Here is a 26,366-nt window from a genome sequence, read left to right as displayed (position 1 = left end):
TTGTCGTAGCTGTCGGGAGAATTGACCCGACGGCATCCTGAGGCCCTTTCCCGGAGGTGAGCGTGTCGAACCCGATGGCCGCCGGCGGCATGGGCGGTTGGAGCATGCTGCGGTCGATGCGCAACGGTGACGAGATCTCCAGTCACCGGTTGCAGCGCGGTGTCGCCCGGCGGATCGTGGCGTTCGCCCGGCCGTACCGTCGCGACATCGTCGTGTTCCTGCTGACCGTGGTCGTCGCGGCGGTGATCGGGGTGGCCACCCCGTTGCTCGCCGGCCAGGTCATCGACGCGATCACCCGGGGCGGCGACGAGGCCGGCGCACTGGTGATCCGGCTGGCGTTCTTCATCGCCGGCCTGGCCGTCGCCGACGCGATGCTCTCCCTCGCCCAGCGGTGGTATTCGGCACGCATCGGCGAGGGCATCATCCTCGACCTGCGCACCCGGGTCTACGACCACGTGCAGCGGATGCCGTTGCAGTTCTTCACCCGCACCCAGACCGGTGCGCTGGTCAGCCGGCTCAACAACGACGTGATGGGGGCCCAGCGGGCCTTCACCTCGACGCTCTCCGGCGTGGTCAGCAACGTGATCCAACTGCTGCTCACCGCCGCCGTGATGCTCACCCTCTCCTGGCAGATCACCGCGCTGTCGCTGGTACTGCTGCCGGTGTTCATCATCCCGGCCCGGCGGGTCGGCCGGCGGCTGGCCGAGATCACCCGCGAGTCGTACAACCTCGACGCCAAGATGAACGCGACCATGACGGAACGGTTCGGGGTCGCGGGCGCCCTGCTGGTGAAGCTCTTCGGTCGCCCCGATGCCGAGGCCGGCCGGTTCGCCGCTCGCGCCGAGCGGGTCCGCGACATCGGCATCACCTCCGCGATGTACTCGCGGACGTTCTTCGTGGCGATGCTGCTGGTCGCCTCGCTGGCCCAGGCGCTCACCTACGGGCTCGGCGGTTGGCTGGCGGTCACCGGCGAGGTCAGCGCCGGCACGGTCGTGACGCTCGCGTTGCTGCTCACCCGGCTCTACGGTCCGCTCACCGCGCTGAGCAACGTCCGGGTCGACGTGATGAGCGCGCTGGTCTCGTTCGACCGGGTCTTCGAGGTGCTCGACCTCGATCCGGCGATCAAGGAGCGGTCCGACGCGGTCCCGGTGCCCCGGGACGCGGGCCGGGTCGAGTTCCGCGACGTGCGCTTCCGTTACCCGAGCGCCGCCGAGATCTCCCTCGCGTCGCTGGAGGAGGTCGCCACGCTGGACCGTACGGTCAACGAGCCGGTGCTCAAGGGCGTCTCCTTCCGGGTCGATCCCGGGCAGATGGTCGCCCTGGTCGGGCCCTCCGGCGCGGGCAAGTCCACGCTGTCCATGCTGATCTCCCGCATCTACGACGTCACCGACGGTCAGGTGCTGGTCGGCGGTGTCGACGTCCGGGACGCCACCCTCGAATCGCTGCGGGACGAGATCGGTGTGGTCACCCAGGATTCGCACCTGTTCCACGAGACGATCGCCGAGAACCTGCGGTACGCCAAGCCGGACGCCACCGACGACCAACTCTGGGCGGCACTGGCCGGTGCACAGGTCGCCGATCTGGTCCGGTCGCTGCCCGACGGGCTCGACACCACCGTCGGCGAGCGCGGCTACCGCTTCTCCGGCGGTGAGAAGCAGCGCATCGCGATCGCCCGGCTGCTGCTCAAGGCACCGTCGATCGTGATCCTCGACGAGGCGACCGCGCACCTCGACTCGGAGAGCGAGGCGGCGGTGCAACGGGCGCTGTCGGTGGCGTTGACCGGGCGTACCGCCTTGGTGATCGCGCACCGGCTCTCCACGGTCCGCGACGCCGACCAGATCCTCGTCCTCGACGAGGGGCGCATCGTCGAGCGCGGTCGGCACGATGAACTGGTCGCCGTCGGTGGCCTCTACGCCGAGCTGTACCGCACCCAGTTCGCGGTGGCCGACTCGCCGACCCCGCACACCGACCAGGCCATGGTGGAGCCGGTGATCATCCCGTCGCGGGAGTACCTCGCCGACGAGGCGATGCCGCCCGCCGCCGCCAACTGACGGCGGTCACTCCCGGGTCGTCGCCTCGCGCAGTTCGGCGAAGGCGGCACCCAGCGTCTGCGGGGTGTAGTGCGCGTTCAGGCCGCTGGGGTTCGGCAGGACCCAGAGGTGGGCGCCGCCCAGCGGCTCGGGCTGCCGGCCGAAGGTGGCCTTCGGCCGCGCGAACCCGATCCGGTACGCGGTCACCCCGACGACCGCCACCCAGCGCGGCCGGTACGCGGCGACCTTGCCGGTCAGCTCCCGTGCCCCGTCGACCTGTTCGGCGGCGGACAGTTCGTCGGCGCGGGCGCTGGCCCGGGCCACCACGTTGGTGATGCCCAGTCCCAGTCCGGGCAGTTCGTCCTGCTCGCTGGGGTGCATCAGGCGTGGGGTGAACCCGCCCCGGTGCAGTGCCGGCCAGAACCGGTTGCCGGGGCGGGCGAAGTGCCATCCGGTCGCGGCCGACCAGAGCCCGGGGTTGATCCCGACGAACAGGACGTCCAATCCGGGGGCGACGACGTCCGGCAGCAGCCGGTCCACGGCCGCCGCCATCTCCTCCCGGGTCGGCCGGTACCCCCGATCCACGCTGTCGGTCCGCGCGGCGGGTCCGGGACCCGGCACCGCCGCGCCACGGACGCTTCGCGCCGGGCCGCCCTCTGCTTGCCCGTTCACCGGCCGCGCAGCGCCGCCTTCCGGTCGCCCGGTCTCCGGACGGGCGGGGCTGCCTTCCGGTCGCCTGGTCGCCGGACGGTCAGCGCCGCCCTTCGGTTGCCTGGTCACAGGCCGCGTAGCGCGCCGCCGTCGACCGGGATGGTGACCCCGGTCAGGTAGCTCGCGGCCGGGGAGAGCACGAACGCGGCCACCTTCCCGAACTCGTCGGGGTCACCGATGCGGCGCAGCGGGATGCCGGCCTCGGCTTCGGCGCGGGCATGTTCGGGGTCGCCGCTGGCGGCGAAGAGCTCCCGGTTGCGGTCGGTCATGATCCGCCCCGGCAGCAGCCCGACCACCCGTACGCCCCGGGGGCCGTACTCGTCGGCGACGTCCTTGGCCACCCCGGCCAGGCCGGGGCGCAGCCCGTTGGAGATGCCCAGCCCGGTGACCGGTCCTCGTACCGAGGTGGACAGCACCAGCGCGATGGCGCCTCCGTCGGGCAGCGCCCCGGCCACTGTCCGCACCGTCCGTACGCTGCCCAGGAAGATGGTCTCGAAGGCACGTCGCCACTGCTCGTCGTCGACCGAGGCGGCGCTGCCGGGGGTCGGTCCGCCCACCGAGACCAGCGCGCCGTCGAGTCGGCCGAAGTGCTCGTGGGCGGCGTGCACCAGCCGTTCGGGCGTGTCCGGGTCGGTGAGGTCGGCGGTGATGCCGACGGCGTGCTCCGGGCCGCCGAGATCGGCTGTGGCGGCGGCCACGGTGTCGGCGTTCCGGGCCGAGAGCACGACTCGGGCGCCGTCGGCGACCAGGCACCGCGCCGTGGCGTGACCGAGGCCGCGCGAGGCGCCGGTGAGCACGTACACCCGGTCGGTGAGTCCTAGATCCATGCCACCGATCCTGCCGCAGCCGGTGCGGGTCCGGCATCCCCGGGTCCGTCCGCTCGGCCGACCGCTGATGTTAGGAGGGGACCCCTGCTCTACCGCAGGCGTTAACAAGGTGCCCTTCCTTACCTCCGCAGGAGGTGTGTGCGGCCGGCGAGTTGGATCGCTACGGCGCCGTCGACGTAGGCGAGCGCGGGGGACCGGCGGGGGCGTGGCGCCCGGCGGCCGTCGTAGCGCAGGCTGACTTCGCGCACGGCGAGTTCCTCGGCGCCCAGCGGCGGCAGTTCGGCGCGGTCGCGGAGCGCGCGGGCCAGATCCCAGCCGTCGCGCAGGCCGCCGCCGGTGGGCCGGTCGGCGGCCCAGGTGAGGAAGGCCGACGGCCAGTGTGGGCCGAGTGCGGCGGTGAGCAGCGGCCAGTGTCGGGCGACCTCGCCGGCCCGCTTGCGGAGCAACGCCGCGCGGGCGGCGGCCAGCGGTGCGGGCGCGAACCCCGGTGGCGGTGCGCCACCGGCCACCAGCGCGGCCACCAGTCGTGCCTGCCGCTCGGCCAGCGTGCCACCCGGCGCGGGTGGCTCGGGGGCGTCGGTGCTCACGTCACCACCGGCAAGCCGCTGGCGGTGGCGATGGCGTCCAACTCGGCGCGCAGGTCGGCGGCGGGCGGGTAGTGCCCGTCGCGTTCCAGCATGACCGCCGGTGGCCGGTGTCGCGCGCACAGCTCGGCGAGCAGGTCGAGGACGTCCTGGCTGACCGGGTCGGTGTGGGTGTCGTGGTAGAAGCCGCCGTGGTCGGCGCCGCCGGCGACGTGTACGTACGCGACGCGGCCCAACGGCAGTCGGTCCAGCAGGGCGAGCGGGTCGGTGCCCCGGTTACGGGCGTTGGCGTGCACGTTGGCGATGTCGAGCAGCAGCAGGGCGTCGGTGCGGTCCAGGATCTCGGTGAGGAAGGTGGCCTCGTCGAGTTCGTCGTCCGGCCAGTCGAACAGCGCGGCGATCGGCTCCAGCGCGATCGGCACCGGCAGGTCGGCCCGGGCCCGGGCGACGTTGGCACAGACCACGTCGACCGCCTCGCGGGTACGGGGCAGCGGCAGCAGGTGTCCGGCCTCCAGCCCACCGGCCCGGACGAAGGCGATGTGCTCGCTGACCAGGGGTGCCGCCAGCAGTTCGGCGACCGCCGCCAGGTGGCCGACCCGGGCCGGCTCGACCGGATCGGTGCCGCCGAGGGAGAGCCGTACCCCGTGCGGCACCACGGTCACGCCGCGCCGTCGCAGCTCGACCAGCCCGTCCGGTGGGTCGGTGGGGGACACGCCCTCCGCGACCACCTCGACGAAGCGCAGGCCGGGCAGCTCCGCGACGAATCCGGCGATCTCCGGTCGCCAGCCGATGCCGACCCCGTACGGGCCGGTCATCCGCCGCACCCACCGCCGCCGCCACATCCGCCGCCGCCTCCACCACCGCAGCCACCGCCACTGTCGCTGGCGCCTGCGGTGCTGCCGCCGCCACAGGCGGTGGTGCCGCCGGTGCTGGTGGCCGCCTGGCGCTGGAGTTCGGCCTGCTGGGCGAAGGTGGGGTCCATGGCCCAGATCGTGGCGCTGCCGTAGAGGGCCACCGCCATGGCGGTGCCGGCAGCGCCGTAGGTGGCGTACGACGGGTTGCTGTGGGGCGCCAGGTGGTGGTTGCGCATGCGGAGGAGCCTCAGCGCCGCGTCGGCGGCCCGGGTCCGTCGGGGCACCAGGGCGAACAGCAGCGTGGTCACCACCAGGAGCCCGAGTACGACGGCCACGAGATACCAGACGGGCCGCCCGTTGGCCACGCCGGCGAAGATGCGCGCGATCCCGACCGCCGCCAGCACGGCCATCAGCAGCGGGCCGATCCGTAGGGCCGCCCGCTGCTCCGGGGTGACCAGCAACCCGTGCCGGTCCAGCCCCTCCCGGAGTTCGGTGAGCGCCCGGCTCACACACTCGGTCGTGATGACCTGGCGGGCGGGGCAGCGCTGGCTGGCGGCGTGGTGGACGGCGCGGTCGAGCGGGGTCGCGCCGGGCGGAAGGGGGGCGTCGACGGTCAGCCGGTGGTGCTGGTCCACCCCGATGACACCCTGGCCGCGCAGAGCGCCGATGGCGGTCCAGACCGCCAGGTTCTCGCCGCCGTTGAGGTAGGCGACCTGCTGCGGGCCGAGCTGGGCGGCGGGGGGCGCGGAGCGGCCGGACAGCAGCGCCCGGCGTTGGATCAGGGTGCCGACGACGAGGACGAGCGCCGCCGCCAGGTAGAGAAACAGGAAGGTACGGCTGGGAATGCCCCAGGTGTGGAAGTCCGCCACGGGATCCTTCATGGCCTGCTCCTGTCGCGCGAAGGGGACGCGTACTCATTGTGGAGCGCGGCTGCCACCGTGCCGAGGCCGGGGCGGTGGGGTTACCAGGCCGTTACCGATCGTTCAGGGGCGGCGCACGGCTTCCTCGACCAGGTCCAGGACGGGCCCGAGGTCACCGGCGGGTCGCCCCATGGCCAGGTGCAGGACCAGGCCGTCGTAGGCGAGTTCGAGGAAGCGGGCCAGCACGTCGATGGGTACGTCCTCGCGCAGCACCCCGGCCTCGCGTTGCCGGGACAGGCGGTCGCGGGTGGCCTCGGCGATGGCCGCCGACCGCTCGGCCCACCGTCTGGCGAAGGCCGGATCGGTGCGCAGGCGTCGGGAGACCTCCAGTTGACTGCCGAGCCATCCGGTGGTGTCCGGGGAGACCGCGCGGGCGAGCAGGTCCCGCATGACCTGGACCAGACCGTTGCGGGCGACCGTCTCCACCATCACCGCCGCGTCGTCCTCGGCGACGGCCAGGAAGAGCGAGTCCTTGTCCCGGAAGTGGTGGAAGATGGCCCCTCGGGACAGCCCGGTCGCCTCTTCGAGCCGGCGCACGGTGGCGCCCTCGTAGCCGTGCCGGGCGAAGCAGGCACGCGCGGCGGTGAGGATCTCGTGTCGGCGAGCGTCGAGCTGGTCCTGACTTACTCTGGGCACGTCTCGATCGTGTCAGCTCACCCGGGGTAACGCAAACCGTACGTACGGCTTGGATATGTGGTTCCGGTCGGGGCCAGTGCCGGTACGACATCACCGCGTAACCTCCGGCCCTGTCGGGCGGGTACCGAATTCCCGTAAGGTGCCCGAGTGCCGCTGCTCCTGCTGGATCTGGACAACACCCTGCTCGATCGAGCCGGGCCGTTCCGTACCTGGGCAGAGCGCTTCCTCGACGGCATCGGCGCGCCCGCGCATGACATCGAGTGGCTCTTGTCGATAGACGCCGACGGGTTGACCGACCGGTGGGACGTCGCGGACGCCATCCGGGACCGCTACCGGCTGCGGATCCCCTCCATCGACCTGGTCGAGGAGTTGCACGACGGCGTCGTGGAGTTCACCCGGCTCGATCCACTGGTCGCCTGCGCGCTGCGGATCGCCGACGACGCCGGCTGGATGCCGGTGGTGGTCACCAACGGTGCGGTCCGCCAGCAGGACACCAAGATCCGGCGGACCGGCCTGGACCGGTACGTGGCCGACTGGGTGATCTCCGAGGAGGCCGGGGTCAGCAAGCCCAACCCGCGGATCTTCGCGCTGGCCGCGCAGCGGGCCCGGATGCCGCTGCGCGGAGCCTGGGTGATCGGCGACGGCCCGGAGGCCGACATCGGTGGCGCCACCGCGGTCGGCCTGCCCAGCATCTGGCTGCATCGGGGCCGGCCGTGGACGGACGCCCGGTTCGCCCCGACGGTCACCGTCGACACCGTGATCGCCGCCATCGCCGCGATCATGGGTGCCACGGGTGGCGCTGCGGGGCGTACCCGCGCCTGACGCGGAAAACCGGTTGCCGCGCCGCGCCGACGCGACCAACATGGTCCGCGCATCGTGCTGCCGGGCCTGGGTCCGGTCGAGGAGAGGAGGTCGGTCATGGCCGTCTTCGCAGGTCAACTCCTGCCTCCATCCGCCTCGAACAAGGGACGACCAGCGCAGTGCGCGATCACGACTTCTCGGTGCCGGAGCATCGAGCCCGCGGCAAACGCCGCTTCGACGACGACGAACCACACTTCCTGAAGCGGGGGCGGCCGTCCGGCCCCGCCCCGACCGACCCGGACGACGGGCCCGACCCGGTGACCGGCGAGGTCTGGTCCTCCTGGGACGACGCGCTCCACGGTCCGCAACCCCACCCGGCGTGGCTGGTCACCGACCTGGCCGCGAAGGACACCGAACTCGGGGTGCTCAAGACCGGCAAGGAGGCCGACGTCCACCTGGTCCGCCGGGCCGTGCCGGAGACCGGCCGGTCCTGCCTGCTGGCCGCGAAGCGCTACCGCGATCCCCGGCACCGGCTCTTCCACCGCGACGCCGGATACCTCGAAGGCCGTCGGGTCCGCCGTTCCCGGGAGATGCGGGCGATGACCGGGCGGACCGCGTTCGGCCGGCAGATGATCGCCGGGCAGTGGGCGGCCGCCGAGTTCGCCGCCCTGGCCCGGCTCTGGGAGATCGGCGAACGGTACGGCACCGTCGCCGTGCCGTACCCGGTGCAGTTGCGCGGCACCGAGCTGATGCTGGAGTTCCTCGGTGACCCCGACCAGGGGCAGGCCGCGCCCCGGCTGGCCGAGCTGCGTCCCGAGTCGGGTGAGCTGCGCAGGCTGTGGGAGCAACTCGTCGACGCCCTGGTGGTGCTGGCCCGCGCCGGGTACGCCCACGGCGACCTGTCGCCGTACAACCTGTTGGTGCACGAGGGGCGGCTGGTCCTGATCGACCTGCCGCAGGTGGTCGACGTGGTGGCCAACCCGCAGGGGCGGGACTTCCTGGCCCGGGACGTCCGGGTCGTCGCCACCTGGTTCACCGCCCGTGGCCTGCCCTCGGAACCGGACGCCCTGACCGACATGCTGGCCCGCGAGGCCGGCCTGCGTTGACGGTCCGAACCCGGCCGTCGGCCGGGACGGACGACGGACTCCGGGTGGCGGTCCCGCCGCCACCCGGAGCCCGACAGGTGCCCTACTGGAGGTACCGCTCGACCTCGGGCACCGGGCGTGCGCCCTGGGCGTCGGGGTCGCCGTGTGCCTGCCGCGCGGCGCGCCGACGGCGGAGCAGGTCCCAGCACTGGTCGAGGGACTCCTCCAGCTCACGCAGCCGGGTACGGGCATCGTCGTCGGTGCCCGCCTCGTGGGCCTGCGCCTCGGCGCGCAGCCGGTGTTCCTCGTCGACCAGATCGGAGATCCGGCTCAGGATCGTCGTGTCGTCCATGCCCCTGAGCCTGGCACAGCGAGACGGGTCGTGCCCGCATTCTCCGGGCGGAGTCCGTCGGTGCGGTGCGGCCGATCGTCGCGCCCGCCGGCGACGCGTCGCCCGGTCACCGGACGGTCGCGCTCGGCTTTCTCACGAGGTCAGGCCGTCATGACAAAGATCACCTGGCAGACCGGCGGCCCGCCGACGCGTGGGATGAGCCGGTAGGTCTGTCGGCTGCCTCGCCCGGTCGGCAGAACCCCTTGTGGGCAGGGACGATGTGCCGTCAGTCGACGTCGGACGCCGACCCGTCGCGGACCGGGCCGGCTGTGGTCGGGCCGGACCACGATGTGCCCGGCCGCGATCTTCTTTGTGGACGGCGGGAATGCCGGCCATGAAGATTTCTCGTTGCGTGACTAGTACGGAGCGCTACGGCAATGTCATGCTCATCGCAATCGTGGCATTTCGAAGAGTAACGCCCCTCACCCCCGGGGCCCGTGCAACTGGGAGCCGACGACGTGAACTGCGCCCGAACCCGGAGACCGGCATCGATTCCCTTGCGGCACACGTTACCTAGTCTGCTGCGTGATCCGGCGAGCGCCCTCGTCGAGTTCGGCGAACGCTCGGCAGGTGAGGTGGTCCGGCTCAATCTCGGTTCGCTGCGCCCGTACCTGGTCACCCATCCTGAGCACCTGCAACGGGTCCTGCGCGAACGGTCCGACAACTACGTGCGCGCCGGCGACGGTCTGCAGTGGCGCCCGCTGAAACGCCTCTTCGGCGAGGGCATCCTCAGCGACGGCGAGTACTGGGCCGACAGCCGACAGATCCTCCAGCCGCTGTTCACCGCCCGTCGCATCGACGCGATGGTCGACCGTCTCGCCGTGGCGATCGAGGAGGCTGTCGACGAACTGGCGGAGCCGGCACGCACCGGTCGACCCGTGAACATGGGCACCGTACAGGCCCGAATCGTCTGCTCCGCGATCATGCGGGTCTTCTTCGCCGACCGGATCTCGGTGCCCGATGCGATGCGGATCATGCAGGCACAGGACGACATCGCCCGGTCGGTGATGCCGAGGATCCTGATGCCCTGGGCGCCGCTCGCCGCGCCCATGCCGGGTGACCGGACGTTCCGTCGGGCCGTGCAACTCATCGACGACCTGCTGTTGCCGACCGTGCGGGCCGCCCGCCACGAGACCGCCGACGACGCCGACGACATCATCAGCACGTTGTGGCGGGGCCGCACCGAGGGCGGTGGCCGACTCGACGAGCAGCAGGTCCGCAACGACACGGTGGCGATGGTGGCCACCACCACCGAGACCACGATCAGTGTGCTGACCTGGCTGTGGCCGCACATCGAGCGCAACCCCGAGATCGCTGCCCGGCTCTACGCCGAGATCGACGAGGTGGTCGGCGGCCAGCCGGTACGCCAGGAGCACCTGCGCGACCTGCGGTACACCCGGCAGGTGCTGGACGAGTTGCTCCGGCTCTATCCGATCGGCTGGCTCTTCCCCCGCAACGCGGTCGAGGAAGACGTCATCGGTGGGGTCCGGATCCCGGCCGGTTCCACTGTGGTGGTCAGCCCGCTGATCACCCACCGCATGTCGATGTTCTGGGAGCGACCCGAGGTCTTCGACCCGGACCGGTTCCGGCCGGAGCAGGCCCAGCAGCGGCACCGGTACACGCACTTCCCGTTCGGTGGTGGCCCCCACCAGTGCCTGGGCATGCACCTGTTCTATCTGGAGGCGATGCTGATCGTGGCCAGCCTGCTGAGCCGGTTCCGGTTCCGGCTGTGCCGGCCGGCCGTACCCGGCATCAAGGTGGCCGCCGCGTTGCGTCCCCTGGAGCCGGTCGAGGTGGTCCTGCGCCCCGTACAGGGTGTCGCGGCATGAGCTACCGGACCGAGGTGTCGCCGGGCGGCCCCGGGGACCAGATGACCGACGCCGCAGAACAGGGCCGGATCTGTGCCCTCGCTGCGAAGGGCCAGCGTGACCTGGCGGCGGTCGCCGCCGCGTACCCCGAACTGTTCCCGCCCCGGCCCTTCGACGCCACCCTGTTCGGCACCGTGGCCATGGCGATTGCCTTCGGCGCGCCGTGGTGCGACCTCGACCGGCTCCGGGTCACCAACCGGGCGGTGCTGTGGGGCTTCGCCATCGACTGGCTCGTCGACCACGAGGCCCACTCGCGCGACGAGATCGACCGGCTGACCGCCCGCTGCCTGGCGGTTGTCGACGGCGGTACGCCGGAGGAGGGCGACCAACTCGGTGCCTTCCTCGCCGAGTTGCGCGACGAACTCGCCGCCGTGCCGGCCTTCGCGCCGCACCGCGAGCGCTGGCGGGAGGAGACCCGCAAGGTGCTCGCCGCGATGGCCCGGGAGTGGGACTGGAAGCAGACGCCGGACACACTGCCCGGGTTCGCGGAGTACCTGGACAACGCCGCCAACCTGGCCTGCACCGTGGTCAACGTCGTGCACTGGATCCACGCCGACGACCCAGCGACCCTGGCGCACCTGGACGCGCTGCTCGCCGCGAGCGACCAGGTGCAGCGGATCCTGCGCCTGGTCAACGACCTCGGCAGCTACGAACGCGACCTGCGTTGGGGGGACCTCAACGCACTGCTGCTGGTGTCCCGCGCCGAGGTGGAGAAGCGGATCGCCGAGTTGGTCGCCGAGGCCCGGGACCAGCTCGCGGCGCTGCGCGTCGACTGCCCGGTGGCGGCCGACTACCTGTCCCGGCAGATCGGCTTCAGCAGCGGCTTCTACCGGTCCACCGACTTCTGGGGTACGCCGTGACGGCCGCCGGCGTGACCGCGTTGCCCGAGACGGCGCAGACCGTCGCCGACGCCGCCGCCGACCTGGTCGTGGACCTTGAGCGGGAACCGGCCGGGCGGGTGAGCGCCTCGGTCTACGAGACGGGTCGCCTGGTCGCCGACGCGCCGTGGCTCGGCGGTCATGGCCGGCGACTGACCTACCTGCTCGGCGAGCAGGGACCGGACGGCGCCTGGGGTCTGCCCGGTGGGTACGGCCTGGTGCCGACGGCGAGCGCGGTGGAGGCCATGGTCACCGTCCTCGGCCGGGACGAGCCGGCCGACCTCACCGGCCCACCACGGTCCACTCTGGAGGCCGCCGCCGCTCGAGGGCTGACCGCGCTGGCCCGGGGGCTGGGGGCCGGCGCGCCGTTGCCGGACACCCCGGCGGCCGATCTGATCGTGCCGGCGTTGACCGGTCGCATCGACACGCACCTGGCCCGGCTCCGCGACCGGGACACCCCGACACTGCTCGCCACCCATCCGCTGCCCCGGGTGGACCGGCGGCGCCTCGACGCGGTCTCCGCGCTGCTCGCCACCGACCGTCCGATGCCGCGCAAGCTCTGGCACGCCTACGAGGTGCTCGGACCGAACGCCGCCACCCGGGACGAGGTAGGTCCCGTCGACGGTGCGGTGGGCGCCTCGCCCGCCGCCACGGCCCGGTGGCTCAACCATCGGCGAACGCCGGACCGGGCCGCGCGGGCGTACCTGGACGAGGTGGTGGCCCGGTACGAGGGCCCGGTGCCGTGTTGCACCCCGATCACCGTGTTCGAACGGTCCTGGACGCTCGGCACGCTCATCCGGGCGGGCGTGCCGGTCCGACCGTCGCCCGCGCTGGTGGCCGGACTGGTCGCCGCGCTCGGCCCGGACGGTGCGGCGACCGGACCGGGGCTACCGGCCGACGCGGACACCACCTCGGCCACTCTGTACGCCCTGGCCCGGCTGGGCCGGCCGGTCGACCCGGCGAGTCTGTTCCGCTACGACCTCGGCAGCCACTTCTGCACCTGGCGCGGGGAGGACGGCGACTCGGTCACCACGAACGCGCACGTGCTGGAGGCGCTGGGCTGGCACGCCCGGCACACCCGTGAGGGAGCGAACCGGTACGGCGCCCGGGTCGCGGCCCTCGGTGGCTGGTTGCGCGAGGTGCAGCAGTCGGACGGTCACTGGACGGACCGCTGGCACGCCTCGCCCTACTACGCCACCTCCTGCGCCGCCCTGGCGCTGGCCGGGCACGCACCGCCGGAGGTCGCCGCGGAAGCCGTCGACCGGGCCGTCGGGTGGGTGCTCGCCACCCAGCGCGACGACGGGGGCTGGGGGCGATGGTCGACCACCACGGAGGAGACGGCGTACGCGGTGCACGTGCTGCTCGGCGCAGGCGGTCGGCGGCGGCCCGAGGCGGTGGCGGCGGCCGGTCTGGCGCTGCCACACCTGCAGGTCGGCGTCACCACCGACCCTCCACTGTGGCATGACAAGGACCTCTACACGCCGCTCCTCGTGGTGCGCGCGGCGGTCCTCGCGGCGCGGCGTCTGGCGCTCACCGAGGGCGCGGCACGCCGTGGCGGTAAGGGCCCCGCGGCCCCCCACCAGGGCATGATCACGAGCGCTTGAGTTGCAACGGTGACGCTGTTAGCGTGCGCCGGGGTCGGTGCGTGTGTCGCCCGCCTGACTGACCGATCAACTCGCTCCGGGCCAGGGACGGTGTAATGGGTTCCCGCAGTTCGAATCTGCGTACCAAGGTCGTGGCCCTGTTGGCCTCGCTGGTGGCACTCTGGAGCTTCACCGCCTGGGTGACCATCCGGGAGGGTGTCAACCTCGTCGGCGTGCAGGCCCTCGACGTCCGGGTGTTCGACCCCACCGAGCCGCTGCTGTTGCAGTTGCAGTTGGAACGCCGGACCTCGCTGGCCTACCTCGGGCGGCCCGAGGACCGCAGGCGCGGCGAACTCGTGCAGGTGCGTCAGCGTACCGACGAACTGGCCGCCGAGTTCGAGGAGTCGGCCGGGCACTGGCAGGTCGGCCTGCTCGGCAGCGACGCCCTGCAGCAACGGATCAGTGACCTGAACCGTAGGATCGCCGCGCTGTCGGACACCCGGGCCGCCGTGGACGACCGCAACATCGGCCGCAGCGAGGCCGGCGGTGCGTTCACCCGGGTGATCGAGTCGATCTATCAGGTCTACGACGAGTTGGGCAACCTCGACGACGACCAGGTCGCCGAGGACACCACCCAACTCATTCAGCTCAACCGGGCCCGGGAACTGCTGTCCCAGGAGGACGCCCTGCTCGCCGGGGTGCTGGCCGCCGGCCGGATCACCGTGAGCGAGCGCGCGGAGTTCACCCGGATCGTCGGTGCCCGCCACTTCGTCGCCGAGCAGGCGGTCGTCCGGCTGCCGCAGGCGGATCAGGCCCGTTACCAGCAGATGTCCTCCGGGCCCAACTTCCGCCGGCTGGCCGACCTGGAGAACCAGGTGATGCTGGCCGGCAACAACACGCGGCTGCCGTTCAGCGTCGAGGGGTGGACCGACGCCACCGGGCCGGCGCTGATCGAGATCGGCGACGTCGTGCTGGCCGGTGGTGACGACGTGGTCGAACGGGCCACCCCTGTGGCCGTCGGCGTCATCATCCGGTTGGTGCTCGCCGCCGGTCTCGGCCTGCTCGCCGTCATCGCCTCGGTGATCGTCTCGGTCACCACCGCGCGTGCCCTGGTGCAGCAACTGCAACGCCTGCGGGACGCCGCGTTCCAGCTCGCCAACGAACGACTGCCCGATGTGGTGGATCGGCTCGGCCGGGGCGAGCAGGTGGACGTGGCCAAGGAGGCGCCGCCGCTGCAGTTCGGTGACGACGAGATCGGCCAGGTGGGCAAGGCGTTCACCGTGGTGCAGGAGACGGCCATCCGGACCGCGGTGGAGCAGGCGGAACTGCGCCGCGCGGTACGCGACGTCTTCCTGAGCCTGGCCCGGCGTACCCAGGCCCTGGTGCACCGGCAGCTCACCCTGCTGGACTCGATGGAGCGCCGGGAGCAGGACGCGGAGGAACTGGAGGACCTGTTCCGCGTCGACCACCTGGCCACCCGGATGCGGCGTAACGCGGAGAACCTGATCGTGCTCTCCGGTTCCACGCCCGGCCGGGCCTGGCGCCGCAGCGTGCCGATGGTCGACGTGGTCCGTGGCGCGGTCGGTGAGGTCGAGGACTACACCCGCGTCCAGGTGCTTCCGATCAGCGGGGTGTCGCTGGCCGGGCGGGCCGTCGGTGACGTCATCCACCTGCTCGCCGAGCTGATCGAGAACGGGCTGTCGTTCTCGCCACCGCACACCACGGTGGAGGTGCGCGGGCAGCTGGTCGGCAACGGGTTCGCCCTCGAGATCGAGGACCGAGGACTCGGCATGACCGAGGAGGACCTGGCCGCCGCCAACCACCGCATCGTGGACCGCTCCGAGCTCAACCTCGCCGACGCGTCCCGGCTGGGCCTCTACGTGGTGAGCCGGCTGACCGATCGGCACGGGGTGCGGGTACACCTCAAGGAGTCGCCGTACGGCGGGACGACCGCCGTGGTGCTGATCCCGGGTGACCTGATCATCGTGGACGGCGCACAGCCGGCGGTGTCGCAGTCGACCACCCGGAGCAAGACCCCGGAACTGCCCGCCGACGCGGCCCCCACCCCGGACGAGCGGTCACCCGCACCGGTGGCGGTGGCGGCACCCACCGCACCCCGGACGGAGACCCGGGCGGCCGAACCGCTCGCGTCGTCCTCGGCGGAGCCCGCCGAGGAGAGCACGGGCCTGCCGACCAGGTCCCGCCGCCGGCCCGGTCAGTCCGCCCTGGACGGACCGACCATCCCGATCGAGGTGCCGGTGACCTCGGCACCGGGTGAGAGCCCGGCCCGGCCGCCACACCCGCCGGCCGACGGCGCGGTCGCGCCCGGTACGCCGGCGGGCCCGCCCGAGACGGCGGCGACCCCGCCCGAGCCGGGTACGTCGACGACGGCCGAGTCCGACCTGGGGCGTACCGAGTCGGGCCTGCCGGTCCGGGTACGGCAGGCCAGTCTCGCCCCGGCGCTGCGCGACGAGCCCGGGGCGGCCGACGCCGGCGAGGACGTGATCCGCGAACCAGAACAGGTTCGCCGCATGATGAGTTCGTACCAGACGGGCACCCGGCGCGGACGCTCCGACGCCGCTAGGTTGCTCGATGGGGGCCGGCGTGCCGAGGACGGGTCCGACGGCGCCGACCAACAGGCGACCTGATCCGTGTCGCTGGCCCGTCATACCAGGTCAGCGCTGATCAGGCCCAGATGAGCACGGCGAAGAGCCGGGGAGAAGAGGACGACGAAGTGGCGCAGAAGACGGCTTCGAGTGCCGACCTGACGTGGTTGCTGGACGACCTCGTCGGCCGGGTCAAGCAGGCCGAACATGCGGTGGCGCTGTCCGCCGACGGTCTGCTGATGGCCTCGTCGCAGGGGCTCAGCCGCGACGACGGCGAGCACCTGGCGGCGATGGCGGCCGGCATCCAGAGCCTGGCCCGCGGCGCGGGCAAGCGGTTCGGTGGCGGGCAGGTCCAGCAGACAATCATCGAGATGCAGTCGTCCTTCCTGTTCGTCACAGCCGCCGGCCGCAACGCCTGTCTCGCGGTGCTGGCCACCGAGGACGCCGACGTGGGTCTGATCGCCTACGAGATGGCGATGCTGGTCACCAGGGTCGGCAAGTACGTCGCGTCGCCGTCGCGGTCCGTCGAACAGACCGGCGGGGAGAAGTAACCCGGATGACGGTGCAGGGAGAGTCCGCGGACCACCAGTGGGTGGACGACCACGCCGGTCCGGTTGTCCGTCCGTACGCGGTGACCGGCGGCCGGGCCCGTCCGGTCACCGGCACGTTCGACCTGATCTCCCTGGTGACGGCGACCCGCACGGACGTCTCCCCGGAGATCGGGCTCGGCCCGGAACACCTGGCGATCGTCGGCCTGTGTCAGCGGATTCAGTCCGTGGCCGAGATCGCGGCACACCTGGACCTGCCGGTGGGCACCGTGCGGGTCCTGCTCGGCGATCTGGTGGCGCGCAGCCTGGTGCGGATTCGCGAGCCGCACACCACCGTCGGCATACCCGATCACAGCATTTTCGAGGCGGTTATCAATGGACTACGGGCACTCTGAGCGGCCGCCGGGAGCGGTCGCCCTGCCCACAGCGATCAAGATCCTGGTCGCCGGCGGCTTCGGGGTCGGCAAGACCACGCTGGTCGGGGCGGTCAGCGAGACGCGCCCGCTGCGGACCGAGGAGGTCCTGACCGAGACGGGGGTCGGCATCGACGACCTCTCCGGCGTCGAGGCGAAGCAGACCACCACGGTGGCGATGGACTTCGGCCGGATCACGGTCAGCGAGGACCTGGTGCTGTACCTGTTCGGCACACCGGGTCAGGACCGGTTCTGGTTCGTCTGGGACGAACTGGCGCTCGGTGCCATCGGCGCGGTGGTGCTGGCGGACACCCGCCGGCTGGCCGACTGCTTCCCCTCCATCGACTACTTCGAGGGGCGGGGTACGCCGTTCCTGGTCGCGGTGAACTGCTTCGAGGGGTCGCGCTCGTACCGCCTCGACGAGGTGCAGGCCGCGCTGAACCTCGATCCCGAGGTGCCGGTGCTGCTCTGCGACGCCCGCAACCGGGAGTCGGTCAAGGAGGTGCTGATCACCGTGGTGGAGCACGCGATGAAGATCCGGGAGGCCCGTGGTCGCGCCGTCGGGTGACGGCGGGCCCAGCGCCCTCGGTCGGACAAACGAAGGGCTCCCTCCCCGACGGGGAGGGAGCCCTTCGACGTTCGTCGCCTAGCTGGCGATCATGCGCCGCAGCACGTACTGCAGGATGCCGCCGTGCCGGTAGTAGTCCGCCTCACCCGGGGTGTCGATCCGCACCACCGCGTCGAACTCCACGCCGCTGTCGGTGGAGACCCGCACGGTACGCGGAGTCGAGCCGTCGTTGAGCGCGGTGACACCGGTGATGGTGAACGTCTCGGTGCCGCTCAGCCCCAGCGACTCGGCGCTCTCGCCGGTCGGGAACTGCAACGGCAGCACCCCCATGCCGATCAGGTTCGAGCGGTGGATCCGCTCGTACGACTCGGCGATGACCGCCTTGACGCCCAGCAGCATGGTGCCCTTGGCCGCCCAGTCCCGGGACGAGCCCGAGCCGTACTCCTTGCCGGCCAGGATGACCAGCGGGATGCCGGCCTCCTGGTAGGCCACCGAGGCGTCGTAGATCGAGGTCTGCTCGCCGGTGAGGTGGTTGACGGTGAAGCCGCCCTCCACCCCTGGGACGAGTTGGTTACGCAGCCGGATGTTGGCGAAGGTGCCCCGGATCATCACCTCGTGGTTGCCCCGGCGCGAGCCGTACGAGTTGAACTCGTGGCGCGGCACGCCGTGCCCGGCCAGGTACTCGCCGGCGGGGGAGTCGGCCTTGATGGAGCCGGCCGGGGAGATGTGGTCGGTGGTCACCGAGTCACCCAGCTTGGCCAGCACCCTGGCCGGACCGATGTCGGAGACCGTCTGCGGCTGCGGCGCCATCCCCTCGAAGTACGGGGGCTTGCGCACGTAGGTGGACTCGCCGTCCCAGGCGAAGGTGTCCCCGGTCGGGGTCGGCAGTGACTGCCAGCGCTCGTCACCGGCGAAGACGTCGGCGTACGCGGAGCTGAACCCGCCGGCACCGATCGCCGAGGCGATGACGTCCTGGATCTCGGCGCTGCTCGGCCAGATGTCGCGCAGGTAGACCGGCTGGCCCGTGTTGTCCTCGCCGATCGGCTCGTTGGCCAGGTCGATGTCCATCGTGCCGGCGAGGGCGTACGCCACCACCAGCGGCGGGGACGCCAGGTAGTTCATCTTGACGTCGGGGTTGATCCGGCCCTCGAAGTTGCGGTTGCCGGAGAGCACCGACACCACGGCCAGGTCGGCCTCGTTCACCGCTGCGGAGACCTCCTCCGGCAGCGGACCGGAGTTGCCGATGCAGGTGGTGCAGCCGTAGCCGACCAGGTGGAAGCCGAGCTTCTCCAGGTACGGCGTGAGGCCGGCCCGCTCGTAGTAGTCCATGACGACCTTCGAGCCCGGCGCGAGGGTGGTCTTCACCCACGGCTTGCGGTTCAGGCCCTTGTCCACCGCGTTGCGGGCGAGCAGCGCCGCCCCGATCATCACCTGCGGGTTGGAGGTGTTGGTGCAGGAGGTGATGGCGGCGATCACGACCGCGCCGTGGTCCAGCTCGTACTCGTTGCCGTCGGCGCCGGTGACCCGGATCGGGTTGCTGGCCCGCCCGCCGGAGCCGACCGCGGCGGTCGCCAGGTCACGCGGGGCATCGGCCGGGTCGTTGACCGCGTTGGCCGGGGCGTCGCTGGCCGGGAAGGACTCGGCGCTGGCCTCGTCCGCCGGGCCCGCCGTGCCGAAGGGCTTGTCCTGCTGCGGCACGCCGGGGCGGCGGCCCGGGTCGCCACCGGTCTCGTCGGCCGCGACGTAGTCGGTGAGCGCGGCGCGGAACAGCGTCTTGGCGCTGCCCAGCGGCACCCGGTCCTGGGGACGCTTGGGTCCGGCGAGCGAGGGCTCGATGGTGCCCAGGTCCAGCTCCAGCTGCTCGGAGTAGTGCGGCTCGGCAGACGGGTCGTGCCAGATGCCCTGCTCCTTGGCGTACGCCTCGACCAGCGCGACCTGCTGCGGGTCCCGGCCGGTCAGCTCCAGGTAGCGGATGGTCTCCGCGTCGATCGGGAAGATCGCTACGGTGGAGCCGTACTCCGGGGACATGTTGCCGATGGTGGCCCGGTTGGCCAGCGGCACGGCGCTCACGCCGGGGCCGTAGAACTCGACGAACTTGCCGACCACGCCGTGCTTGCGCAGCATCTCGGTGATGGTCAGCACCAGGTCGGTGGCGGTGGTGCCGGCCGGCATCTCGCCGGAGAGCTTGAAGCCCACCACGCGGGGGATCAGCATGCTGACCGGCTGGCCCAGCATGGCCGCCTCGGCCTCGATGCCGCCGACGCCCCAGCCGAGCACGCCCAGGCCGTTGACCATGGTGGTGTGCGAGTCGGTGCCGACGACGGTGTCCGGGTACGCCTGGCCACCGCGTTCCATGATCGTGCGTGCCAGGTACTCGATGTTGACCTGGTGCACGATGCCGGTGCCGGGCGGCACCACCTTGAACTCGTTGAACGCGCTCTGCCCCCAGCGCAGGAACTGGTAGCGCTCCTTGTTACGCGAGTACTCCAGCTCGACGTTGCGCTCGAAGGCGTCCTCACGGCCGAACAGGTCGGCGATGACCGAGTGGTCGATGACCAACTCGGCGGGGGCGAGCGGGTTCACCTTGGTGGGGTCGCCGCCGAGGTCCCGGACGGCCTCACGCATGGTGGCCAGGTCGACCACGCACGGTACGCCGGTGAAGTCCTGCATCAGCACCCGGGCCGGGGTGAACTGGATCTCGACGTTGGGGTCCGCGGTCGGGTCCCACGAACCGAGCTGACGGATGTGGTCGGCGGTGATGTTCGCGCCGTCCTCGGTCCGCAGCAGGTTCTCCAGCAGGATCTTCAGGCTGTAGGGGAGCCGTTCGTGGCCCTCCACCTGGCTGATCTTGAAAATCTCGTAGCTCGCGTCTCCGACGCGTAGCTGGGTCTTCGCACCGAAGGTGTCGAGGCTCGCCACGTCGTACTCCTTCACACCAGCGACCGTGAGTAGTCCTGAGCAGTCTGTCGCACCGGCCGGAGGGCCGCCGTGGTTAGGCAACACTTACCGCCGAATACGCGCTGTCAACAAAACCGTACGTCCGTCTTGCTATGAGTGCAACCCGTCGATCACGGAGTGGACGTTAGGAAGGGCCCCCTGCTATGCGCGAGGCGTTAGCAGGGGGCCCGTGCTTGCACCAGTGGCCGGCCCCCGTGTGGGGGGCCGGCCGTTGGGGTGTCAGTGGGTGGTGGCGTAGCCGCGGGTGGCGATCCAGTTGGCGAGGTCGTTGATGTGGAGGTCGTAGCGGGCGTGGTCGGGGTTGGCGGAGTCGGCGATGGTGACGGTGTTGCCGTTGTCGGTGTAGCCGGTGACGCTGATGTAGTGGCCGCCTTCGAAGCTGTGGGTGGTGCCGGTGGTGTCGGTGGTGGTGCCGGCGATGTTGGCGACGACGGCGCGGCCTTCGTCGATGGTGCGGACGATGTCGTCGCGGAGCTTGTCGGTCTGGTGGTTGTCGGCGGTGGGGGTGTTGATTTCGACGGACTTGTAGGCGTCCTTGCCGGTTTCGCGGTTGAGGACGGGGGTGATGTCGTTGATGCTGTCGGTGCCGTTCTCGGTGGTGCCCATCTGCGTGGCCATGGTGTGGACGTCGATGTTCTTGCCTTGGACGCTGAGGGCGTTGCGGGCGGCGGCGGGGCCGCAGTAGTAGAAGTTGGGCTGGGCTTCGTAGCGGACGTCGAGTTGACGTTCGCTGTGGCCCTTGCGGTCGGCCTGCACGACGGCGGCGGGCTGACCGGCCGGCGCGGCGTACGCGGTGGTGATGGGGCCGGCGATGGCGCCGCCGGTGAAGGCGAGGCCGGCAGCGGTCAGGGCGGCCTTGCGGAAGATAGCGGTACGCATGATGATCTGAACCTTTCGTCGGGGGTGCGCGCGGCCCACGTGGGGGTGTGCCGGGGCCGTGCGAAAGGGGGGATGTGCGGATCGGAACCGTCGGGGGCCGGGGGCCGCTCACGACGTCCGAGCCAGGTGTAACGCCGGGGGGTGCGGGGTCATTCCGACCCGGGTCCCGGGGGGTGCGGCGCCGGGGGAGGCGTCGCGGTCATGCCATGTACAACCCCCGGCCCGGCCCGATGATTCCGCGATCGCCGCGGCCACGGCCACCCGGCGGGCGGCCGGCAAACCGGACACGCGGGTACGAACCTCCGGGTCGGCCGCCCTGGCCCGCGCCGGCCCGCCCGACGTCCCGCACAGAGGGCGCGTTTCCGGCACATCGGAGCGGGAAAGCGCCCGGCTCGCGAGGAGGCCGTCGACTTTCAGGGGGAGCGCGTCGTGTGGCAGGAGAGCCGGTACATCGCCACCCGGGAGCGGCTGTCCCCGGTCGCCGGGGCGCCGCTCTGGTGCGACGCGCACGAATTCGGCCTCCGAGGTGACGGTGTCACCAATGACCAACCCGCGTTGTCCGCCCTGGTCGACCGGCTCGGCGAGGGGTACGCCGCCGACGGCCGGGCCCGGGTCATCTACTGCCCGCCGGGGATCTACTCGATCCGGGACGCGGGCACCGTCTGGCGCAGCGGTGTCTCACTGATCGGAGCCGGGCCGGGCGCGACCCGGTTCCTGCTGAGCAACGAGGGCAACCGGGCGGACCCGACGCCGTTGGCCTTCTGGACCACCGTGCAGCACGGTGCGGACCGGGACCGGCACATCGCCGACTGCACCTTCGCCGACTTCGAGATCGACGGCTCGGGTGTGGCCATGGCCGAGTACAGCTACCTCGCCAAGGGACTCGGTCTCCAGTACGTGGTGCGGGGCGTGTTCCGCAACCTCTACATCCACCACACCGGCGCCACCGGCCTGGGGTGCGACTTCCTGCAGGACAGCCTGATCGACGGTGTGGTGGTGGTCGGCTGCGGCCGGCTGGACAACGGCGAGGAGATGGGCGGCGCGGGCATCGGCATCGGCATCGGCGGCTGGGGCGAGGTGGAACGCTGCACGATCGCCAACTGCACCACCCTCGGCAACGGCACCAACGGGATCTTCCTGGAGTTGCAGAAGCCGTACTGGACGCCCCCGCGCGGCTACCGCATCATCGGCTGCCACAGCCAGGCCAACCGGTTCGGCATCTCCGACTGGGGTGCCGACGGGTTGATCGTCTCGGCCTGCACCATCACCGGCAACCTGGAGGCCGGCTTCGACGTCTCCGCCAACGGCACGGCGGGCATCGCCGGCCGGGGCGGCATCCTCAGCAACTGCGTGATCGACCGCAACGTCCGCGACGGGATCAGCATGGGAAACACCCCCGGGCCGTACGCCATCCGGGGCAACCGGATCAGTGGCAACGGCTGGTACGGCTATCACCAGCACGATCTGGGCGCCGGCTATCAGGGCCCGTCGTCGGACGTGGTGATCAGCGACAACGAGTTCTGGGACAACGGCCTGGACGCGATCCGGATCGACCGGCCGATGGTCGACGCGGCCGTCCTGGACAACCGGATCCGCAACAACGGCCGGCAGTGCGCCCCGGCGTCGACCGGCTCCGGCGAGTCGGTGCGCTACGCCCGTCGGGCGATGACCGACCGGTCGGCGAACTGGCCGACGAACGGGCACCGGGGCAAGGTGCTGCGGGTGGGCTCCCGGGTGGCGGTGGTGGTCGGCAACAGCGACACCGACCTGGACCTGGCCGAGCTGCGACCGGACGCGGCCACCGCGTGGAACGAGGACGTCCCGGAGCCGGGTACGGCGTACGAGTTGTCGGCGGCGGCTCCGGTGCGCGCCGGCATCGTCGTCAACGCGCATTTCGACTCCGCCTCGGTGCGCGGGAACCGGATCTGGGACAACCGTGAGGAGCCGACGCAGACGCACGGCCTGTGGATCACCGAGCGGGGCTCCTGCGTGTCCTGCCGGGTCGAGGAGAACGACCTCGCCGGCAATGCCGAGAGCGCGCTGCGGTTGGACAGCCCGCCGGTGGGCGGTCGATGGGACCGCAACCACGTGGAGATCGACTGAGCGGGTCTCAGGCCGCGTCGTCGGGTGCTGCGGCCTCGGCGTGGCGGTCACGCAGCCGGGCCCGGATCTCCTCGGGGGTGTACGCGCGCCGTCGCCGTTCCGCCCGGGCGATGACCACGCCGGAGGCCGCCACCCCGGCCAGTCCGGCCATCCCGAGGACCTTCCACCACCGCATTCCTTGCCGCATCCGCTTAGGGTAGTCCCCCATGAGCATCAGCCTGGACGAGGCGGTGGAGCTGACGCGTACCGGTGACGTGTGGGTCTTCCGCGGCCGCAGCGTGCCCGACCGTGCCATCCAGTCGATCACCAACAGCCCGGTCAACCACGTGGGTATGGCGGTCGTGCTGGACGACATGCCGCCGTTGATGTGGCACGCCGAGTTGGGCCGGTCGCTGCCGGACATGTGGACCGGCACCCACCAGCGCGGGGTGCAGTTGCACGACCTGCGCGACGCGGTCTGCGTCTGGGCCAACCGGTACGGCCAGCGGGCCTGGCTGCGTCAGCTCGACCCACCGGCGGACGCCGAGATGGAGGGGTCGGTGCTGCGGACCATCGCCCGGCTGGACGGCACGCCGTTCCCGTCGACCGCGCAGCTCGCCTGGCGGTGGGTGCGGGGACGGGTACCGGCGGTGCGGTTGCCGGCGGTGCGGTTGCCGGTGCCGCAGCGGCAGCGGGCGACCACCGCCCGCGAGCGGACCGTGGAGCGCGATCGGACACTGGAGACGGCGTACTGCGCCGAGGTCGTGGCGGTCACCTACGAGGCGATGGGCCTGCTGTCCCCGGGAAAGCGGCCGAACTGGTACGACCCGGGTCGGTTCTGGAGCGGTGACGACCTCGGCCTGCAGGGCGGTGCCCAGTTGGGCAGCGAGATCGAGGTACGCATCCCGACGCGCTGAGGTTTCGCCGACCGGCGCGGCGGCAATTGCATGCGACGTGAATGCTTCCACCGATCTCGACACGCTCACCGAGTTCTTCGACCGGTACGGCGTGGCCCTGACCGTCGGCGACCTGCCCGCGATCGCCGGTTGCTACGCACTGCCGGGGTTGGTGGTCGCCGACACGTACAGCTTCTCGTTCACCTCGCCGGCGGCGGTGGCGTTGTCCTTCGTGGGCGCCGCCCCCGACTACGCCGAGCGTGAGCTGGTGGCCGCGCACGCCGACATCGAGGAGGTGCAGCAGGTCTCCGCGCTGCTGACCGAGGTGGCGGTGCGCTGGGAGTTCCTGGACAGCCAGGGTCGGCAGGTGCCCGGTGAGCGATACCGCTATCTGCTGCGGGCCGCCGCGGAGGGTCCGGTCATCTGCACGGTCATCCGTACCGGCTGACCCGGGGTGCGGCGCGGTCGCCCGGTGCTCGGCCGTCCCGGGGACCGATCCGGCGGGTCGGACGATCCGCCCCCACCCGTTTCGTCCCCGCCTCCGTCGTGACTAGGCTGTCGCGTCGGTGCGACGAGGGGGGACCTCAATGGCAGTGCGGCCGTCGGGTGCCGAGACCACGGAGACGGCCCGTCGACGGGCGCTCCCTCGGATGATCGCCTCGGCCCCCTGGGTCGTGGTCTCGGTCGGTGTCGCGGTGCTGGCGGTGCTGCTGGTGGTCGCGGCGCTGGCCTTTCGTGGCCCGGAGCAGCCGTCGGCGTGGAAGCCGGGGCCGGCGATGACGCTGCCGGCACCGTCCACCTCGGATTCGGTCACGTCGGTCCCGTCCGCTCCGGAGCGGCTCAGCCCGGCGCCGGGCGGCTCCGCCACGTCCGCGTCACCCGCAGCGTCGGTGCTGCCGTCCCCGTCGTCGCGGACCGCGTCCCCGGCCGGACGGTCGGAGGCCAGCCGAGCGCCGGACCGACCGACGTCCGCCCCGCCGGGACCGCCCGTCGCCCAGGGAGCGCTCACCGCCACCTATCGGGTCAGCGGCGCGGTTGAACCGGATTCGTTCCGGGCGCAAATGGTGGTGCGCAACGGCACCGCCGAGTCGCGTGACTGGCAGGTCGAGTTGCGCTTCACCGGAGACGTCACCGGCATCCGGGCCTCCAGCGGGCCGGGCGTGTCGGTGAGCATCAAGGGTGGTGGATGGTACCTGCTCAGCGGGACGGTGCCGCTTGCCGCCGGGGCACAGCAGGCGGTGGATCTGCGGTTCAGCCGCACCGGTGGCGGTGAGTACCCCGCCCACTGTGTGGTCAACGGTTCCTCGTGCGCCCTGTGAGGACCGTACTGTTAGGACGGTTCGGTGTTTCCCTGGGGACTTTTCCCTTTCGCTAAAGATCGTTACGCTTGCCCGGCTGCCCGCTGAGGAGATTCATGTCCGGTATGCGTCGCGCTCCGCGTCATCTTTCATCCCCTGGCCCCGCCGTCGCGTCCTCTCCCTGGGTCCTGATGTCGATCGGCCTGCTCGCGATGGTGATGCTGTTCGTCATCGCGATCGGCGCGTACCGGGGGCCGGGTCCGGAGTTCGATCCCGTGCCGCCGGGAGCGGCCGCCGCCCCGCCCATTCCCGAGCGCGCGTCGTCGGCCGGGCGGGAGGCCGCGAGCCCACCGGCGCCGGCGGTGCCCGGGCTCTCGCCGCGCAAGACCGACCCGCCGAGCGAGGCCGGTACCCCCTCGCCGGTGCCGTCACGGCCGGGTCCGGCGACGCCGGAGCCGCCGCCGGTCGCGTCGGCGCCGCCGCGAAGCAGTGCGCCACCGGCGGCCAAGCCCGCGCCGTTGGAGGCGCGGTACCGGGTGATGGACACCTTCCAGGGTGGCTTCATCGCCGAGGTGCTGATCCGCAACACCTCGCGCGGCGATCTGGAATGGGTGGCGCGGGTGGAGTACGCGGGCGGCCGGGTGGTGACCGCGTGGCTGGAAGGGGTTCCGCAGGGCACGTTCACCGGGCGCCGGGGCACGTTGACCTATAGAAGTGGTCCCGACCTGTCGGCGGGTGCCTCGGTGGCGCTGCGCTTCCACATCGAGTACGCCGATTCGTCGCCGAGGAGCTGCTCCGTCTCGGGGCGTGCCTGTAGCCGTCGGTGACGTCCGGTCCGCCGATCGCGGACCGTCCTCGACCTCATCCTTGCGCAAGAGACTGCTCTGTTGCCGCCATGTTTGCAAGGCATTGCAGAATGTTTCGGCAAGGGCTAGCGTGCGGGCCAATCA

25 protein-coding genes are annotated in these 26,366 nt (G+C 71.8%); 15 read left to right on the top strand and 10 right to left on the bottom strand.

Features of this window, described 5'->3' with window-relative positions; all coding sequences use genetic code 11:
• Positions 1-74: 74 nt before the first annotated feature.
• The gene (locus tag ACFYTT_RS18465; RefSeq protein WP_176095928.1) at positions 75-2,051 is read left to right on the top strand and encodes an ABC transporter ATP-binding protein; all 1,977 of its coding nucleotides are present in this window, start codon (positions 75-77) and stop codon (positions 2,049-2,051) included.
• Positions 2,052-2,057: 6 nt separating this feature from the next.
• Here the strand turns inward: ACFYTT_RS18465 and mug are convergent, their stop codons facing one another.
• From mug to ACFYTT_RS18435, 6 genes are all read right to left on the bottom strand, one after another.
• On the bottom strand, positions 2,058-2,582 hold the full coding sequence (gene mug / locus ACFYTT_RS18460; RefSeq protein WP_387261002.1) for a G/U mismatch-specific DNA glycosylase: 525 nt from the start codon (positions 2,580-2,582) through the stop codon (positions 2,058-2,060).
• A 224-nt stretch (positions 2,583-2,806) separates the two neighbouring features.
• A complete protein-coding gene (locus ACFYTT_RS18455; RefSeq protein WP_387260597.1) occupies positions 2,807-3,568 on the bottom strand; it encodes an SDR family oxidoreductase in 762 nt (253 codons plus the stop codon).
• Positions 3,569-3,687: 119 nt separating this feature from the next.
• The gene (locus tag ACFYTT_RS18450) at positions 3,688-4,155 is read right to left on the bottom strand and encodes a hypothetical protein (protein ID WP_387260595.1); all 468 of its coding nucleotides are present in this window, start codon (positions 4,153-4,155) and stop codon (positions 3,688-3,690) included.
• Positions 4,152-4,967 (bottom strand): DUF692 domain-containing protein, encoded by an 816-nt coding sequence (locus ACFYTT_RS18445; protein WP_387260592.1) that lies wholly within the window; start codon positions 4,965-4,967, stop codon positions 4,152-4,154. Before ACFYTT_RS18445 ends, ACFYTT_RS18450 begins: the two co-directional genes overlap by 4 nt.
• Positions 4,964-5,887, bottom strand: a complete 924-nt coding sequence (locus ACFYTT_RS18440) for a TIGR04222 domain-containing membrane protein (RefSeq protein ID WP_387260589.1) — start codon at positions 5,885-5,887, stop codon at positions 4,964-4,966. Before ACFYTT_RS18440 ends, ACFYTT_RS18445 begins: the two co-directional genes overlap by 4 nt.
• Positions 5,888-5,989: 102 nt before the next feature.
• The gene (locus ACFYTT_RS18435) at positions 5,990-6,562 is read right to left on the bottom strand and encodes a TetR/AcrR family transcriptional regulator (protein WP_131054879.1); all 573 of its coding nucleotides are present in this window, start codon (positions 6,560-6,562) and stop codon (positions 5,990-5,992) included.
• A 147-nt stretch (positions 6,563-6,709) separates the two neighbouring features.
• Between ACFYTT_RS18435 and ACFYTT_RS18430 the strand changes: the two genes are divergently transcribed.
• Together ACFYTT_RS18430 and ACFYTT_RS18425 are read left to right on the top strand one after the other, a co-directional pair.
• Complete coding sequence (locus ACFYTT_RS18430; RefSeq protein ID WP_131054878.1) at positions 6,710-7,384, top strand: HAD family hydrolase; 675 nt, start codon at positions 6,710-6,712, stop codon at positions 7,382-7,384.
• Positions 7,385-7,542: 158 nt separating this feature from the next.
• The gene (locus ACFYTT_RS18425) at positions 7,543-8,469 is read left to right on the top strand and encodes a serine protein kinase RIO (RefSeq protein ID WP_176094618.1); all 927 of its coding nucleotides are present in this window, start codon (positions 7,543-7,545) and stop codon (positions 8,467-8,469) included.
• A gap of 82 nt (positions 8,470-8,551) precedes the next feature.
• On the opposite strand, the gene ACFYTT_RS18420 is transcribed toward ACFYTT_RS18425, so the two are convergent.
• Complete coding sequence (locus ACFYTT_RS18420) at positions 8,552-8,800, bottom strand: DUF2630 family protein (protein WP_131054876.1); 249 nt, start codon at positions 8,798-8,800, stop codon at positions 8,552-8,554.
• Between the two features lie 530 nt (positions 8,801-9,330).
• Between ACFYTT_RS18420 and ACFYTT_RS18415 the strand changes: the two genes are divergently transcribed.
• From ACFYTT_RS18415 to ACFYTT_RS18385, 7 genes are all read left to right on the top strand, one after another.
• Positions 9,331-10,668 (top strand): cytochrome P450, encoded by a 1,338-nt coding sequence (locus ACFYTT_RS18415; protein ID WP_387260999.1) that lies wholly within the window; start codon positions 9,331-9,333, stop codon positions 10,666-10,668.
• Positions 10,665-11,567 (top strand): terpene synthase family protein, encoded by a 903-nt coding sequence (locus tag ACFYTT_RS18410; protein WP_387260584.1) that lies wholly within the window; start codon positions 10,665-10,667, stop codon positions 11,565-11,567. Before ACFYTT_RS18415 ends, ACFYTT_RS18410 begins: the two co-directional genes overlap by 4 nt.
• Positions 11,564-13,189, top strand: coding sequence for a prenyltransferase/squalene oxidase repeat-containing protein (locus ACFYTT_RS18405; RefSeq protein ID WP_387260580.1), 1,626 nt, complete (start codon positions 11,564-11,566; stop codon positions 13,187-13,189). Before ACFYTT_RS18410 ends, ACFYTT_RS18405 begins: the two co-directional genes overlap by 4 nt.
• 95 nt (positions 13,190-13,284) lie before the next feature.
• On the top strand, positions 13,285-15,816 hold the full coding sequence (locus tag ACFYTT_RS18400; protein WP_357217468.1) for a nitrate- and nitrite sensing domain-containing protein: 2,532 nt from the start codon (positions 13,285-13,287) through the stop codon (positions 15,814-15,816).
• A 47-nt stretch (positions 15,817-15,863) separates the two neighbouring features.
• On the top strand, positions 15,864-16,325 hold the full coding sequence (locus ACFYTT_RS18395) for a roadblock/LC7 domain-containing protein (protein WP_201272410.1): 462 nt from the start codon (positions 15,864-15,866) through the stop codon (positions 16,323-16,325).
• 5 nt (positions 16,326-16,330) lie between these two features.
• Entirely contained in the window at positions 16,331-16,717 is a 387-nt protein-coding gene (locus ACFYTT_RS18390; protein WP_131054129.1) for a DUF742 domain-containing protein, read from the top strand.
• Positions 16,698-17,303: an ATP/GTP-binding protein gene (locus tag ACFYTT_RS18385; RefSeq protein ID WP_176094616.1), complete on the top strand. Its 606-nt coding sequence runs from the start codon at positions 16,698-16,700 to the stop codon at positions 17,301-17,303. Before ACFYTT_RS18390 ends, ACFYTT_RS18385 begins: the two co-directional genes overlap by 20 nt.
• A 78-nt stretch (positions 17,304-17,381) precedes the next feature.
• On the opposite strand, the gene ACFYTT_RS18380 is transcribed toward ACFYTT_RS18385, so the two are convergent.
• Both ACFYTT_RS18380 and ACFYTT_RS18375 read right to left on the bottom strand, forming a co-directional pair.
• A complete protein-coding gene (locus ACFYTT_RS18380) occupies positions 17,382-20,237 on the bottom strand; it encodes an aconitate hydratase (protein WP_131054127.1) in 2,856 nt (951 codons plus the stop codon).
• 243 nt (positions 20,238-20,480) lie between these two features.
• Positions 20,481-21,140, bottom strand: a complete 660-nt coding sequence (locus ACFYTT_RS18375; RefSeq protein ID WP_387260574.1) for a C39 family peptidase — start codon at positions 21,138-21,140, stop codon at positions 20,481-20,483.
• 429 nt (positions 21,141-21,569) lie between these two features.
• On the opposite strand from ACFYTT_RS18375, the gene ACFYTT_RS18370 reads away from it, so the two are divergent.
• Positions 21,570-23,243, top strand: a complete 1,674-nt coding sequence (locus ACFYTT_RS18370) for a right-handed parallel beta-helix repeat-containing protein (protein WP_387260571.1) — start codon at positions 21,570-21,572, stop codon at positions 23,241-23,243.
• A gap of 7 nt (positions 23,244-23,250) precedes the next feature.
• Here the strand turns inward: ACFYTT_RS18370 and ACFYTT_RS18365 are convergent, their stop codons facing one another.
• Positions 23,251-23,430, bottom strand: coding sequence for a hypothetical protein (locus ACFYTT_RS18365; protein WP_176092180.1), 180 nt, complete (start codon positions 23,428-23,430; stop codon positions 23,251-23,253).
• 19 nt (positions 23,431-23,449) lie between these two features.
• Between ACFYTT_RS18365 and ACFYTT_RS18360 the strand changes: the two genes are divergently transcribed.
• The 4 genes from ACFYTT_RS18360 to ACFYTT_RS18345 all read left to right on the top strand — a co-directional run bounded on the left by ACFYTT_RS18360 (position 23,450) and on the right by ACFYTT_RS18345 (position 26,243).
• Positions 23,450-24,139, top strand: coding sequence for a hypothetical protein (locus tag ACFYTT_RS18360; RefSeq protein WP_387260568.1), 690 nt, complete (start codon positions 23,450-23,452; stop codon positions 24,137-24,139).
• Positions 24,140-24,176: 37 nt separating this feature from the next.
• Positions 24,177-24,566, top strand: a complete 390-nt coding sequence (locus ACFYTT_RS18355; RefSeq protein WP_131056378.1) for a hypothetical protein — start codon at positions 24,177-24,179, stop codon at positions 24,564-24,566.
• Between the two features lie 139 nt (positions 24,567-24,705).
• Positions 24,706-25,437, top strand: coding sequence for a hypothetical protein (locus tag ACFYTT_RS18350; protein WP_357218346.1), 732 nt, complete (start codon positions 24,706-24,708; stop codon positions 25,435-25,437).
• A 170-nt stretch (positions 25,438-25,607) separates the two neighbouring features.
• Positions 25,608-26,243, top strand: a complete 636-nt coding sequence (locus ACFYTT_RS18345) for a cellulose binding domain-containing protein (RefSeq protein ID WP_176094612.1) — start codon at positions 25,608-25,610, stop codon at positions 26,241-26,243.
• The last annotated feature ends 123 nt before the right edge of the window (positions 26,244-26,366 follow it).

This window comes from Micromonospora sp. NPDC003816 (assembly GCF_042874705.1).
Taxonomy (GTDB): Bacteria; Actinomycetota; Actinomycetes; order Mycobacteriales; family Micromonosporaceae; genus Micromonospora.
This window is presented reverse-complemented; position numbering and strand designations above follow the sequence as displayed.

What these genes read in the sequence shown, in the direction of transcription:
- ACFYTT_RS18465 (WP_176095928.1), top strand. Translation starts at nt 75, where the DNA reads ATGGCCGCCGGCGGCATGGGCGGTTGGAGCATGCTGCGGTCGATGCGC.
- mug (WP_387261002.1), bottom strand. Translation starts at nt 2,582, where the DNA reads ATGGCGGCGGCCGTGGACCGGCTGCTGCCGGACGTCGTCGCCCCCGGA.
- ACFYTT_RS18455 (WP_387260597.1), bottom strand. Translation starts at nt 3,568, where the DNA reads ATGGATCTAGGACTCACCGACCGGGTGTACGTGCTCACCGGCGCCTCG.
- ACFYTT_RS18445 (WP_387260592.1), bottom strand. Translation starts at nt 4,967, where the DNA reads ATGACCGGCCCGTACGGGGTCGGCATCGGCTGGCGACCGGAGATCGCC.
- ACFYTT_RS18440 (WP_387260589.1), bottom strand. Translation starts at nt 5,887, where the DNA reads ATGAAGGATCCCGTGGCGGACTTCCACACCTGGGGCATTCCCAGCCGT.
- ACFYTT_RS18420 (WP_131054876.1), bottom strand. Translation starts at nt 8,800, where the DNA reads ATGGACGACACGACGATCCTGAGCCGGATCTCCGATCTGGTCGACGAG.
- ACFYTT_RS18410 (WP_387260584.1), top strand. Translation starts at nt 10,665, where the DNA reads ATGAGCTACCGGACCGAGGTGTCGCCGGGCGGCCCCGGGGACCAGATG.
- ACFYTT_RS18400 (WP_357217468.1), top strand. Translation starts at nt 13,285, where the DNA reads ATGGGTTCCCGCAGTTCGAATCTGCGTACCAAGGTCGTGGCCCTGTTG.
- ACFYTT_RS18395 (WP_201272410.1), top strand. Translation starts at nt 15,864, where the DNA reads ATGAGCACGGCGAAGAGCCGGGGAGAAGAGGACGACGAAGTGGCGCAG.
- ACFYTT_RS18390 (WP_131054129.1), top strand. Translation starts at nt 16,331, where the DNA reads ATGACGGTGCAGGGAGAGTCCGCGGACCACCAGTGGGTGGACGACCAC.
- ACFYTT_RS18385 (WP_176094616.1), top strand. Translation starts at nt 16,698, where the DNA reads ATGGACTACGGGCACTCTGAGCGGCCGCCGGGAGCGGTCGCCCTGCCC.
- ACFYTT_RS18375 (WP_387260574.1), bottom strand. Translation starts at nt 21,140, where the DNA reads ATGCGTACCGCTATCTTCCGCAAGGCCGCCCTGACCGCTGCCGGCCTC.
- ACFYTT_RS18365 (WP_176092180.1), bottom strand. Translation starts at nt 23,430, where the DNA reads ATGCGGCAAGGAATGCGGTGGTGGAAGGTCCTCGGGATGGCCGGACTG.
- ACFYTT_RS18360 (WP_387260568.1), top strand. Translation starts at nt 23,450, where the DNA reads ATGAGCATCAGCCTGGACGAGGCGGTGGAGCTGACGCGTACCGGTGAC.
- ACFYTT_RS18350 (WP_357218346.1), top strand. Translation starts at nt 24,706, where the DNA reads ATGGCAGTGCGGCCGTCGGGTGCCGAGACCACGGAGACGGCCCGTCGA.
- ACFYTT_RS18345 (WP_176094612.1), top strand. Translation starts at nt 25,608, where the DNA reads ATGTCGATCGGCCTGCTCGCGATGGTGATGCTGTTCGTCATCGCGATC.